10 protein-coding genes are annotated in these 12283 nt (G+C 59.1%); 6 read left to right on the forward strand and 4 right to left on the reverse strand.

The window, feature by feature from the left end; genetic code table 11:
• Positions 1 to 145: 145 nt before the first annotated feature.
• Both ETAA8_RS03075 and ETAA8_RS03080 read right to left on the reverse strand, forming a co-directional pair.
• On the reverse strand, positions 146 to 2668 hold the full coding sequence (locus tag ETAA8_RS03075) for a PSD1 and planctomycete cytochrome C domain-containing protein (RefSeq protein WP_145084711.1): 2523 nt from the start codon (positions 2666 to 2668) through the stop codon (positions 146 to 148).
• Between the two features lie 192 nt (positions 2669 to 2860).
• On the reverse strand, positions 2861 to 3049 hold the full coding sequence (locus ETAA8_RS03080) for a hypothetical protein (protein WP_145084714.1): 189 nt from the start codon (positions 3047 to 3049) through the stop codon (positions 2861 to 2863).
• Between the two features lie 201 nt (positions 3050 to 3250).
• Here ETAA8_RS03080 and ETAA8_RS03085 point away from each other — a divergent pair, with 201 nt between their 5' ends.
• Genes ETAA8_RS03085 through ETAA8_RS03095 form a run of 3 tightly spaced genes read left to right on the forward strand, consistent with a single transcriptional unit; the run spans position 3251 to position 8453 of the window.
• Positions 3251 to 6316 carry a PSD1 and planctomycete cytochrome C domain-containing protein gene (locus tag ETAA8_RS03085; RefSeq protein ID WP_202921530.1) on the forward strand — a complete coding sequence of 1022 codons (3066 nt, stop codon included), beginning with the start codon at positions 3251 to 3253 and terminating at the stop codon, positions 6314 to 6316.
• Between the two features lie 32 nt (positions 6317 to 6348).
• On the forward strand, positions 6349 to 6972 hold the full coding sequence (locus tag ETAA8_RS03090) for a Uma2 family endonuclease (protein WP_145084720.1): 624 nt from the start codon (positions 6349 to 6351) through the stop codon (positions 6970 to 6972).
• A gap of 29 nt (positions 6973 to 7001) precedes the next feature.
• Complete coding sequence (locus tag ETAA8_RS03095; RefSeq protein ID WP_145084723.1) at positions 7002 to 8453, forward strand: DUF1501 domain-containing protein; 1452 nt, start codon at positions 7002 to 7004, stop codon at positions 8451 to 8453.
• Positions 8454 to 8466: 13 nt separating this feature from the next.
• On the opposite strand, the gene ETAA8_RS03100 is transcribed toward ETAA8_RS03095, so the two are convergent.
• On the reverse strand, positions 8467 to 9375 hold the full coding sequence (locus tag ETAA8_RS03100; RefSeq protein ID WP_145084726.1) for a hypothetical protein: 909 nt from the start codon (positions 9373 to 9375) through the stop codon (positions 8467 to 8469).
• Positions 9376 to 9547: 172 nt separating this feature from the next.
• Between ETAA8_RS03100 and ETAA8_RS03105 the strand changes: the two genes are divergently transcribed.
• The 3 genes from ETAA8_RS03105 to ETAA8_RS03115 all read left to right on the forward strand — a co-directional run bounded on the left by ETAA8_RS03105 (position 9548) and on the right by ETAA8_RS03115 (position 11779).
• A complete protein-coding gene (locus ETAA8_RS03105; RefSeq protein ID WP_145084729.1) occupies positions 9548 to 9823 on the forward strand; it encodes a hypothetical protein in 276 nt (91 codons plus the stop codon).
• A 15-nt stretch (positions 9824 to 9838) separates the two neighbouring features.
• The gene (locus ETAA8_RS03110) at positions 9839 to 10447 is read left to right on the forward strand and encodes a non-canonical purine NTP pyrophosphatase (protein WP_145084732.1); all 609 of its coding nucleotides are present in this window, start codon (positions 9839 to 9841) and stop codon (positions 10445 to 10447) included.
• Between the two features lie 81 nt (positions 10448 to 10528).
• Positions 10529 to 11779, forward strand: a complete 1251-nt coding sequence (locus ETAA8_RS03115) for a CinA family nicotinamide mononucleotide deamidase-related protein (protein ID WP_145084735.1) — start codon at positions 10529 to 10531, stop codon at positions 11777 to 11779.
• 22 nt (positions 11780 to 11801) lie between these two features.
• On the opposite strand, the gene ETAA8_RS03120 is transcribed toward ETAA8_RS03115, so the two are convergent.
• Positions 11802 to 12248, reverse strand: a complete 447-nt coding sequence (locus ETAA8_RS03120) for a hypothetical protein (RefSeq protein WP_145084738.1) — start codon at positions 12246 to 12248, stop codon at positions 11802 to 11804.
• Between the last annotated feature and the right edge of the window lie 35 nt (positions 12249 to 12283).

Genomic DNA, 12283 nt, shown 5'->3' on the forward strand with positions numbered 1-12283 from the left:
CTCTCAACTTGCTTAATCAAACTCGCGGCAGGCCCCTCACCCCAACCCTCTCCCTGTGTTCACTCGGAGTACCGAGTGTACCGAGGAGAGGGAGTGAAGAAGGAAACCTCTTCACCCCAGCCCCTGGTTCCCAGCCCCTAGCCCCCTAATCCACATACACAAACTCGTTCGAGTTCAGCAGCACGTGAGCCAGGTCGCTGAGCGTCCGTTCGGACTTATCTTCCGACGGCGAACGCAGGAACGAGAGGGCGGCGGCATGCTCACTGTCGGTTGGTTTCCGCCCGAGCATTTGCAGGTAGAGGTTGGTCACTTGTTCTTCGGAGGTCGTCTTGCCTTGATTCTTCACGAACGTGCTGGCGGCTTTCGCCTTGGCGATCATGAACGAGCCGTTAATCATCAAGAGCGCTTGAATGGGTGTGGTCGTGACGTTGCGCGTCGGCATCGTCGACAGTCCGTCGGCCACATCGAACACATCGAGGAGCGGATCGCGCGAGTTGCGCCGTACTTTCACATAGACACTGCGACGCGGTTTGGCAGCTTCGACCGCGGGGCCACCGATGGTGAGACTAAGTTCGCCGGCGACGGCCAAACTAGAGTCCCGAATCTGTTCGGCCGTGAGGCGGCGAACGGGCATGCGGGCGAGCAGGCGATTGGCAGGATCGATCCGCACCGACTCGGTCACGCTGGGGCCGAACGATTGCTGACGATAGGCGGAAGAAGTGACGATCTGCCGATGCAGATTCTTCCAGTTCCAACCTTTCTCGACAAACTCCTTGGCAATCCAATCGAGCAGTTTGGGATGGCTGGGCGGCACACCCAGGCGGCCGAAGTCGCTGGGCGATTCGCACAGTCCCTTGCCGAAGTGATGCTGCCACAAACGATTGGCCAGCACGCGCGGCGTGAGTGGATTGGCTTCATCCCCCAACCAATTGGCGAGCGCGGTGCGCCGGCCCGTTGTTGGAGTCCCGGCTTTAGCCGGCTTTTCCAATTCAAAAGAAATTGCCCCGGCTGAAGTCGGGACTCCAACCTCTTCCGGCGAGCAGAGGACGGTCGGAATGGCCGGCAGAACTTCGCCCAACCGCGGCTTGCCGGGGACAGTCACTGTTGGCGCTTGGGGCCCAACATCGGTCACCGTCATGGCCGTGGGAGGTGGCTCCGGCAACTCGTCGTTGTGTTCTTTCAGCTGTTCGCGCAGTTCAATCCAACGTTCTTTTTTCGCACCGGTCAGCTTCTTGGTGAAATCAATTTTCTCCTGTTCAGCTTTGGCCTGACGGAATGCGAGGGCAAAGAGTTGCTTCTCGTAAGGTGTTCGCTCTTCGTCGGTTTTATCGACGAGAAACGGCACAACATCATCGGGAAAACGATTTAGCTGCGAATGAGCAGCGTTCTTCAGCGGCTGTTTCTCAAGTTCGTCGAGTTCCGCGAGAATGTCCGCGGCCCGCATCTTCCACGCGGCCAGCTTTTGCTCGTAAGCGGTTCGTTCGCTAGGAGCACAAACGGGTACGTCATCGCGGGGCATGATCGGCGCGAAGAACGCCTGCAGCGCGAAATAATCCTTCTGCAGGATTGGGTCGAATTTGTGATCGTGACAGCGGGCGCAGCTCATACCCATGCCGAGGAAGACGTCGGCAGTGACATCGGTGATGTCGTTGAGAATGACGCTCCATTGACCTTTCACGTCGCGCTGGTTGTATTCGTAGATGCCCAGCCTCATGTAGCCGGTCGCGACCAGGCCATCGATGGTTTGCGGCTCCATTTCGTCACCGGCCAACTGCTCGCGAATGAACTGCGTGTACGGCTTGTCTTGATTGAGCGAGCGAATGACGTAGTCGCGATAGCGCCAGGCCTGGGGACGATAGTCGTCTTGCTTGTAGCCATCCGATTCGGCGTAACGAACCAGGTCGAGCCAATGGCGGGCCCAATGTTCGCCATGCTGCGGGCGGGCGAGCAGGCGGTCGACGAGTTGTTCATAAGCATCGGGACTGCGGTCGGCGAGGAACTCGTCGATTTGTTGTTTGGTGGGGGGCAGGCCGGTGAGGTCGAATGACAGCCGGCGAATCAGGGTCGTACGTTCAGCTTCGGGCGCAGGCTGGAGCTTTTCGGTTTGCAGCCGGGCGAGGAGGAAGCGGTCGATGGGCCCGCGCGACCAAGTGTCACTCGCCACATCGGGCAAGGCTGCGCGGCGAACGGGCTGAAAGGCCCAATACTCGCGATCGGCAGCGGTGATCTTGTCTTTGACAACTCGCAGGCCAGGGCCCGCGCCGCCATGTTCTTTTGGCCAGGGAGCGCCGATCTTCACCCATTGCGTGAGGATTTCGATCTCACTTTCGCTCAGCTTGCCGTCGGGGGGCATCTCGAGCGATTCATATTTGACCGCTTCAATGAGCAGGCTCTCTTCGGGTTTGCCGGCCACAATGGCTGGACCCGATTCGCCGCCTGTCAGCAGGGCTTGATGCAAGTCGAGTCGCAGGTCCCCCTTTTGCTTTTCTTCGCCGTGGCACTTGTAACAGTTCTGAGCCAAAACGGGGCGCACCTTCTCCTCAAAAAACTTCAGCTGTTCGGGAGTCGGGCTTTTATCGGCCGCCTTCGCGCGCGAGGCGACTCCACCGGCCACCAGAAGTGTCAGAAGTGCGGACAGGGAACAATGGAAGCGAGAGAGGCGAGCCATCAATGGGCATCCCAGCGTAGGTATTCGAAAACACCCCGGTAAATTGCGGCACGAATTCAACCTAAATGCTAGCCGCAGCTGGCAATTGCGTCAATGAAAACCACCGCGGCGGAAACCCGCCGTTCTTGGGCCGCTAGGGACCCAAATCGGCCCGATTTTACGATGTTTTGGGCCGCAAACCGCGCCCTGGGCTTATTCGTCCTTCGTGGGGCTCAGGTGCAGCACCGAAGTCATGGGAACATAGGTTTGGCCATACGAGAGTTGCAGCAAAATGCCGCTCGCATCGATGGCGACCAGCTTGCCGTCGAGGGGCGTCGGAATGGTGGAGTGCAAGGTGATTGAAACGTGCTTGCCAATCCAACTGGCGATTACCGATTCCATAGTCAACTCCTATTCATCGTCATCATTGGCGGTAGTGAACAGGGCGAATTGTAGCCAATTGCTCGAACAGGTAGTTCGCTGAGAAGTGCAAGGCGGCGAATGGGCAAAGCCGGGCCGAATTGATTGTTCGCTTGCCCAAAGCAACTTAGACTGAGAGCTTGCCCCCAACTTTCGTCGGACTCCTGCCCGAGGATGCTCGAAGTGAAGCTCTCCCCCCTTCTGTCCACTGTCGTCGTCAGCCTGTGCGTGCTGGTTATTGCCGAGTTTAGCTTCGCCGCCGATCCGGTCGGCAAAGTGAATTTCAACCGCGATATCAAGCCGCTGCTGACGCACCGTTGCTTCACTTGCCACGGCCCGGACGAAGCCGAACGAAAGGCCGACCTGCGGTTGGACCTGCGCGAGGAAGCGCTCAAGGGCGCGATCAAGCCCGGCCAGGGGAAGGCCAGTGATCTGTATGAGCGGATCACCTCGACCGATCCCGAATTGATGATGCCGCCACCAACGGCCAAGAAGCCAGCCTTCAGTCCGGCCGAAGCGGAGTTGATTCGGCGCTGGATCGACGAAGGAGCCCAGTACGATATGCACTGGGCCTATGTGCCGGTCACTCGGCCAGCCACGCCAGTCGTGAAGAATCAAGCCTGGCCGCGCGGCGACATCGATCGCTTTATTCTCGCCGCCCAAGAAGAGGTGAACCTGGGCCCCTCTGCTGCTGCCGATAAGCGGACGCTGCTGCGCCGGCTGAACTTCGATTTGCTTGGCCTGCCACCGACACCGCCGGAACTCGACGCGTTTGTGAAGGACGATTCTCCGCAAGCTTATGAGCGAGTTGTCGACCGACTGCTGGCTTCGCAGCACTTTGGCGAACGGCTGGCCCTCTATTGGCTCGACGTGGTTCGCTATGCCGACACCGGTGGCTACCACAGCGACAACCATCGCGATGTGGCACTTTATCGCGACTACGTCATTCAAGCTTTCAACAACAACAAGCCCTTCGATCAGTTCACTCGCGAACAGTTGGCCGGCGATTTGTTGCCCGACGCTACTTCCGAGCAACGAATCGCTTCGGGCTTTAATCGCCTGTTGCAAACAACGCAGGAAGGTGGTGCCCAGCCCAAGGAGTACACGGCCAAGTATGTTGCCGACCGGGTGCGCAATACAGCCTCGATCTTTATGGCCAGCACCATGGGTTGCAGCGAGTGCCACAATCACAAATTCGATCCCTTCACGGCCCGCGACTTCTACAGCATGGGAGCCTTCTTTGCCGACGTGAGCGAGCGGGCCGTCGGCGGGCAAGAACAAACCAAGATTCCCACCGCTGCGCAGCAACAACAACAGCAAGAACTCGAAGCCCAACTGGCCGTGGCCAAACAGAAACTCACCGCCAAGACCCCTGAATTGATTGCCGCACAAGCCAAGTGGGAGGAAGAATTCACTGCCGCGCTCACCGATACATCGAGCACGTGGCTGGCGGTGAAGCCGGAAAAAGCGGAATCCTCCGGCGGAGCCAAGTTGGAAGTAAAAGACGACAGCAGCCTGCTGAGCACCGGCAAGAATCCGGCGAAGGATAACTACACCATTACGCTCGCGAGCGACTTGCCGAAGATCACCGCGATTCGCCTCGAAGCCTTGACCGACGACACGCTCGCCAAAAAAAGCCTGTCGCGCGGTAATGGCAACTTTGTGTTGAGCGAAGTCGAAATCGAACGGGTCGCTGCTGACGGCAAAGCAGAGCGCGTGAAGATCGCCGCGGCCGAGGCGGACTATTCGCAACCTACGTTCCCCATTGCACAAGCCATCGATGGCAACGCGAGCACCGGCTGGGCTGGGAACGGACACATGGAAGCGAAGTCGCGTACGGCAGCCTTCATTCTGGCGGAACCAATCACGCTCGCAGCTGATGAACGGCTGCAAGTGAAACTGCTCCATCAATCGCAACATGCGCAGCACAACATTGGCCGCTTTCGCCTCGCACTCACAACGGCCGGCAAGCCAAGTCTGAGCGGCAGCAGTTTGCCAGCCGAGATCGCTTCGCTGCTTGCCATCCAAGCCGACCAGAGAAATGCAAAACAAAAGGAAACGCTCGCCAGTTACTATCGCGACATCGCACCCGAACTAAAGCCCGCACGCGATGAAATCGCCAAGCTCGAACAGCAGCAGAAGACGCTGGTCGCTAGTTTTCCCTCGACGCTCGTTTCGATGTCGGTCGCGCCTCGGACAGTGCGCATCTTGCCGCGCGGCAACTGGCTGGATGATTCAGGCGAAGTTGTCCTACCCGCTGTCCCTGGTTTCTTGAGCAAATCGCCAGCGAATCCCAACGAACGCCTAACGCGGCTCGACCTGGCCAACTGGCTGCTGGCGAAAGATCATCCGCTCACCGCGCGTGTCTTTGTGAATCGACTATGGAAGCTCTACTTCGGCCGCGGGTTATCACGATCGCTAGAAGACTTCGGCCTGCAGGGTGAATATCCGACGCATCCGGCGCTGCTCGATTGGCTGGCTGCAGAATTCGTCGAGAGCGGCTGGGACGTGAAGCACCTGATCAAGCTGATGGTGATGTCGAACACCTATCAGCAAACTTCCACCCTGAGCGCGCAATCGCGCGAGCACGATCCGCTCAATAATCTCTTCACGCGACAGAACCGCTGGCGAATCGAGGCCGAAATGGTTCGCGACAATGCCCTGGCGATCAGCGGCTTGCTCGTCACCAAAATCGGCGGCCCCAGCGTGAAGCCGTACCAGCCCGCCGGCTATTGGCAGTACCTCAACTTTCCGAAGCGCGAATGGCAGAACGACAAAGGTGAAAGTCAGTATCGCCGCGGACTCTATACCTATTGGCAGCGAACCTTCATTCACCCCAGCCTGGCCGCCTTCGATGCCCCCAGCCGCGAAGAATGCACGGTGCAGCGCCCCGTTAGCAACACGCCCCAGCAAGCGCTCGTGCTGCTGAACGACCCGACCTACGTCGAAGCAGCCCGTGCGCTCGCCGGCCGCATCGTCAGCGATGGTGGCGGCGATGTACCGAGTCGGCTGACGTTCGCTTACAAGCAAACGCTGCTGCGTGAACCAACTGCCGCTGAAGCCAAGTTGCTCACCAGTTTGTATGAAAAGCATCTCGAGCAATTCAAAGCTGACACTGCCGCTGCAGAGCAGCTGCAAACGGTTGGTGATTCCAAGCCCGCGGCCGGCCAAGACGCTGCCGAACTGGCCGCGTGGACGAGCATTGCCCGCGTGCTGCTGAATTTGCACGAGACGATTGTGAGGAATTAAGGCGATGCAGGTATTGGAGAGGAGATCTAACCGTGATTGCTCATTCTGAAGTAATGCGCGAATTACTTTCCGGCACGAAGCGACTGAATGGCGGCTCGGGCGGCATGCGAATGTCGGTGGAGGAGTTCAGGGCCATCGAAGACCATGAACTGGGGTATCGCTACGAACTGATTCATGGAGTTGTTGTTGTGACGCCTCCTCCTAGCCCAGCACATGCGAATTCTGGCGACGAACTCGGCTATCTGTTGCGAATCTATGCCGACAATCATCCGAGTGGCGGATGCATTGATGCCAACTTGCCCGAGGTGGAAGTCGTCACCGCAACGAGCGTCCGCCGACCCGATCGTTGTCTCTGGGTCGGCTTGGGACGCACGCCGGAATTTGATCGCGATGTGCCGGCGATCGTGGTCGAGTTTGTTTCGCCGGGCAAAGCTGCCTATGTGCGCGACTATGAAGATAATCGCGATGAGTATCTGGCGCTGGGATGTAAAGAGTACTGGGTCATTGATTGCTTCCGGCGAACGATGACTGTATTTCGAAGCAAATTGCCATCGCTAACTCTCACGGAAGCGGAGACGTTCGCGACAGAATTGCTCCCCGGCTTCGAGTTACCAATCAAGAAGCTGCTGGCGGCAGCAGACAAGTTCAAGAAGTAGAATTATCGCTCTGTGGAAGATATCTGGCTATGAACCCGACAACACTGGTCGATTCCTTTTCTCGTCGTACTTTCCTTGGTCGCGGCGCTTGCGGCATTGGTTATGCCGCGCTGGCGTCGCTGCTCAATCCAATGGGCGGCGCGCAGCGGGGGAGTTACGCGGCGGATGGTTCCGCCGACCCCAGGCAGTCGCTCGGCATGCTCAAGCGACTGCATCACGCGCCGCGGGCGAAGCGCGTGATCTTTTTGACGATGGCCGGCGGGCCGTCGCACCTGGAAACTTTCGATTACAAGCCCAAATTGGCCGAAATGCATGGCCAGCCGATGCCCGAGTCGTTTACCAAGGGTCAGCCCATTGCGCAGCTGCAAGGCAAAGAGCTGAAGTGCTTTGGCCCGCAGCATGCATTCAAAAAGTTTGGCGAGAGTGGCCAGTTCATCTCCGAGATTTTTCCCAACATTGGCACTCTGGCCGACGACATTTGCATCGTCAATTCGCTCCGTACGCAGGCCATCAATCACGACCCGGCCCACACATTCTTCAACACGGGGAGCACCATCAGTGGTCGCCCCGCAATGGGCTCGTGGCTCACTTATGGTCTCGGTGCCGTCACGCAGAACCTGCCCGGCTTCGTGGTGCTTACCTCCACGGGCAAGTTCGGCCAGGCCCAGCCGATCGCTTCGCGGCAATGGCATAGCGGCTTCTTGCCCAGCCGCTTTCAAGGTGTCGAGCTCCGCGGCAAAGGCGATCCGGTCCTTTATGTGAATCGTCCCGCGGGCGTCTCTGCCTCGCAACAGCAAGATGTGGTTGAAGCAGCAGCCAAGCTGAATCAACTGCATGGGCAAGCGGTCGACGATCCCGAAATCGCCACTCGCATTGCGCAGTACGAATTGGCGTTCAAGATGCAGTCGAGCGTGCCGGAATTGATGGACGTCGCCGACGAACCACAAGCCGTGCTCGACGCTTACGGCACCAAAGGTGGCGATGGTACGTTCGCCGCGAATTGTCTTCTCGCACGCCGCTTAGCCGAGCGCGGCGTGCGGTTCATTCAACTTTATCATCGTGACTGGGACCATCACGGCGGTGTGAAAGATCAGATCGCCGGCACCGCGAAAGAAGTCGACGGCCCGTGCGCGGCACTCATCAACGACCTCAAAGCCCGCGACATGCTCAAAGATACGCTCATCGTCTGGACCGGCGAATTCGGCCGCACGCCGATGGCTCAAGGGAACGGACGAGATCATCACATCAAGGGTTTCTCGATGTGGCTCTGCGGCGGCGGCATCAAGGGTGGCATCACCTACGGCAAGACCGACGAGCTCGGTTACAACGCCGTCGAAGACATCGTCGAAGTACACGATCTGCACGCCACGCTCCTGCACTTGCTCGGCGTCGATCACGAGCGGCTCACCTTCTTCTCGCAAGGTCGCGACTTCCGCCTGACCGACGTCAGCGGGCATGTGGTGAAACCGATTTTGGCGTAACCCTCGTTACTCATCACCTCGGCGGCAAGAAGTGCAGCGGTTGTTTTTGAATCCGTCGCAGGCCAGTCTCGCCGTAGGTCTTGGCACCATCACCCATGCCGTTGTAGTGCCCCATCGCGCGGACGGCGACCTCAGCTGAGACGGTGCCGCCAAAGTAGGGATAGTACAGGTACTTTTTGAATTGCTCTGTGTTCAGCGAGCGCGTGCCGGCCGACCACGCCTTATTTAGACCATCGCGCAGCGCGGCAGCAGCGTGATAGATGTCGGTCTCGGCGTTGTCGTTTTGATCGGCGTTTTGTACGCCGGGGCCCAGGATCGACGTTTTGTAGTACGTCTTGAATAGCTCTTTCACCGACTTGAGCGTCTGCGGCTTCACGTTGCCAAAGCCCGTCGAACCGCTGCCGATCAATTCCTGCAAGCTCCGTTCGGCGGCCTGCCCCGCCTGATCGAAGCCGCTGGCCCCGGGATTGTTTTCGTTTTGGAGCACCGCGGCGAGTAACTCGGCAGGTACGCAAGCCCAGGCCGCAGCCTTGCCCACTGCGGCGCGCAGGTAATCCGATCCACGGCGAAAGATAACTTTCAGCTTGGCCTGGGTTTCTTTGAACCTCTCGGCGGGATTGTTTTTCGGGTCGAAGTAGAATCCAAAACCATAGGTTGGCGTAGCCAGCGAGTAGATGAGGCTGTTGTATTCCTTGCGATCGGCCGGGCTGATCAGCCAGGACTTGCGAACGTACAGCATCTCGCCCGCGGGCGGAGTCAAGGCGCGGCCGACGGCGGCGTCCAACGTGCAGGCAATGGCTGCGCGAATCTGCTCGGTCGGCAGCTTGAGGAATTGTTCGATCGATTTTCTACGGCGGTCGTTCTCTTGCTTGATCTCGTCGTCGGTGGCGAACTTCGGATCCTTGCTAACTTCGTCGGCCATGATTGGTCCTTGAATTGTCTGCTGCTTCGTGGCTTGGGCGCACGCGCCCCTACAGCGCGCGAGCCCAATCGGTCTTCAGCGCACTTCCCCGCGATTTGTTTCTTGGCGCTGGTAATTTTGCGCAATCCACCGGCCGCGCAACGGTTTAGCCGCCCGGTGTACACTATTAGCCATGCGTCATCCCCGTTCCAAACCACCACCCGTCAAGCCCATTCCGCCGGCACCGGCTCCTGGGCCAGTTCGCCGTCTGCCGCAGTTCAACCTGCTCGGGCTGATGGTCGTAACGCTCATCTGCAGCGTCGCTTCCAGCGGCATCTATTATTTGGTGCGGGCCGAGGCGAATGAAGCGGGCATGCGGCTGACGGCGCTCCTGTTTATTCTTGCCGGCCCCATGCTGCTGCTGGTGATTGTCAGCTTGCTCGTCGCCCTGCTCAAGCGATATGGATAACACGAAGGATCAGCTATGCCGGATCGTAAAGTACTGGTGATGGGAACGCGCAATCGGAAGAAGCTGGGCGAGTTGATCGACCTGCTCGAACCGCACGGTTTTGAACTGCGCTCGCTGGCCGATTTTCCTAACTCGATTGAGATTGACGAAACGGGGACGACCTTTGCCAAGAACGCAGCGCTCAAGGCCACATTGCAAGCCAGGCATCTCGGCCACTGGGTACTGGGCGAAGATAGCGGGCTGGCGGTCGATTTTTTGAAAGGCGCCCCCGGCGTTTATTCGGCCCGCTTCTCGGGCGAAGGGGCGACCGATGAGTCGAACAATCGCCTGCTCCTCGAAAAATTAGCTGGTGTGCCGCTCGAAAAGCGCGGCGCGCACTACGTTTGTCACGCGACGCTCTCCGATCCGAGCGGGCAAGTTGTGGCCGAGACCGAAGACTATTGCCGCGGTCGCATCCTGGAAACAGCTGCTGGCGGCGGTGGCTTTGGTTACGACCCGCTGTTCGAAGTCATCGAGTGCCACAAGACATTCGGCGAGCTATCCCCCGCGGTCAAAAGCGTGCTCAGTCACCGTAGCCGAGCCATTCGCGCCATCGTGCTCAAGATTCTCGCCTTGGTGAAGTAGGTCGAGTGCCGTCGCCGCGCTAGCTCGACAGCTGCGTACAATGGCCATGATTCCATCTGACAAGAACCATGGGTGAGCGGGATGCGCGCTGAGATCATTTCGATTGGCGATGAAATAACGAGCGGCCAGCGGGTCGACACGAACAGTGCCTGGCTATCGCAACGATTGGGCGAGTTCGGCGTGCCCGTTGCTTTTCACACGACCGTGGCCGATCACCTGCCCGACAATGTGCAGGCCTTTCGCCTGGCCTGCGAACGGGCCGATATCGTCATTGCGACCGGCGGGCTCGGTCCCACGGCCGACGATCTCACCCGGCAAGCAGTGGCCGAGATGGCCGGCGTCGATCTGGTGCAGGACGAAGGCGCGCTCGAACACATTCGCGCGCTCTTCGCGCGGCGCAAACGCGAGATGCCCGCCAGCAATCTGGTACAGGCCCTCTTTCCCCGCGGCAGTCGCGTCGTCCCCAATCCGCACGGCAGTGCGCCGGGCATCGACTTGACTTTGCCCCGCGCGGGTCGCGAATCGGCCCGCCTCTTCTGCTTGCCCGGTGTGCCCGCCGAGATGCAAGAGATGTGGCAAGCGACCGTCGCCCCCGCGGTGGTGGCCATGCTCGGCAAACCGCGGGTGATTCACCACTATCGCGTGAAATGTTTTGGCGTGGGCGAAAGCGATCTCGAAGCGATGCTGCCCGACTTGATTCGTCGCGGCCGCACGCCGACGGTTGGCATCACCGTGAGCAAGGCCACGATCACGCTGCGCATTACTGCGGAAGGTGAGTCAGTAGAGATCGCGCGGCAATCGATGCAGCCCACCATCGATGTGATTCATCAATGCCTGGGTGATCTGGTCTTTGGTTACGAAGAAGAAGAGCTGCAGCACGCGGTGGTGAAGCAATTGCAACAGCGGGGTCAGACGCTGGCCGTAGTCGAATGGGGTACTGCGGGCCTGATCGAGCATTGGCTAGGCGAATGCGCTGACTGCGCGCAGGTGTTTCAAGGTGGATTGGTACTGCGCGATGCCGCGGGAATCTCCATCCTCTCGAGCATGGCCGCCGAGATGGCCAGCATGCTGGGACTGCATGCCGAGCCGACTCTTAGCGTGGTGGCTCAAGCGGCCCGTGAACGTTTTGGCAGTGACTATGCCCTGGTGATTGGTCCGTTCCCCCCCGCCGTACACATGTCTGCCGAACCGGGGAGCGTGGTGCTGGCGGTGGCTGGACCAGGTGGCGTGGCTACACGCGCCGTTCCCTTCACCGGTCATCCCGATATTCTTAAGCCTCGCGCGGCCAAACAAGCGCTCAACCTCTTAAGGCTGGCGATCGCGGGAAAATAGCGCGCGCCACCCACGCCAGGTATCAATGATGTTGATGCTTCTTTTCTTCGTGATGCTTATGGCTTTTTTTGTGCGGCCGCGGCGCGTCGTCGCTTCTCATCTTTTCGAGAGCCACAACTCCCACACCGCCGCCCGCAATAATCACACCAGTAAAAATCAGGCCGTATTTGATCCATTCCAGGCGAGCGAGAGCCCGGTCGCGGGCCTGCACCGATTTCTCGAACGCTGCTTTCGCGGCCACGTATTCTTCGTCTTTGAGGTTCGGCGCATCGTGCGAATGTGGCTTGGAATGATCGTGCTCTTTGCCGTACGTGGCAGTATGCAGCCGGGCTGAGTTCTGGCTGTATTCGCGGGCCTGTTCGTCGGTCCACACGGCCTGCGCGGGGATGAACGACTGATACAAATACCCCGCCAGCATGCAGGCCATTCCCATCATCATGGCCAGCGGCGGTCCCAAAGATTGATTCATGACGAAGGACCGCGCGGAAAGATGGAGCTGAGTGA

Source organism: Anatilimnocola aggregata (assembly GCF_007747655.1).
Classification (GTDB): domain Bacteria; phylum Planctomycetota; class Planctomycetia; order Pirellulales; family Pirellulaceae; genus Anatilimnocola; species Anatilimnocola aggregata.

Coding starts and splice junctions, on each gene's coding strand:
- ETAA8_RS03100 (WP_145084726.1), bottom strand. CDS start 9,375: ATGGCCGACGAAGTTAGCAAGGATCCGAAGTTCGCCACCGACGACGAG.
- ETAA8_RS03120 (WP_145084738.1), bottom strand. CDS start 12,248: ATGAATCAATCTTTGGGACCGCCGCTGGCCATGATGATGGGAATGGCC.
- ETAA8_RS03105 (WP_145084729.1), top strand. CDS start 9,548: ATGCGTCATCCCCGTTCCAAACCACCACCCGTCAAGCCCATTCCGCCG.
- ETAA8_RS03095 (WP_145084723.1), top strand. CDS start 7,002: ATGAACCCGACAACACTGGTCGATTCCTTTTCTCGTCGTACTTTCCTT.
- ETAA8_RS03115 (WP_145084735.1), top strand. CDS start 10,529: ATGCGCGCTGAGATCATTTCGATTGGCGATGAAATAACGAGCGGCCAG.
- ETAA8_RS03075 (WP_145084711.1), bottom strand. CDS start 2,668: ATGGCTCGCCTCTCTCGCTTCCATTGTTCCCTGTCCGCACTTCTGACA.
- ETAA8_RS03110 (WP_145084732.1), top strand. CDS start 9,839: ATGCCGGATCGTAAAGTACTGGTGATGGGAACGCGCAATCGGAAGAAG.
- ETAA8_RS03080 (WP_145084714.1), bottom strand. CDS start 3,049: ATGGAATCGGTAATCGCCAGTTGGATTGGCAAGCACGTTTCAATCACC.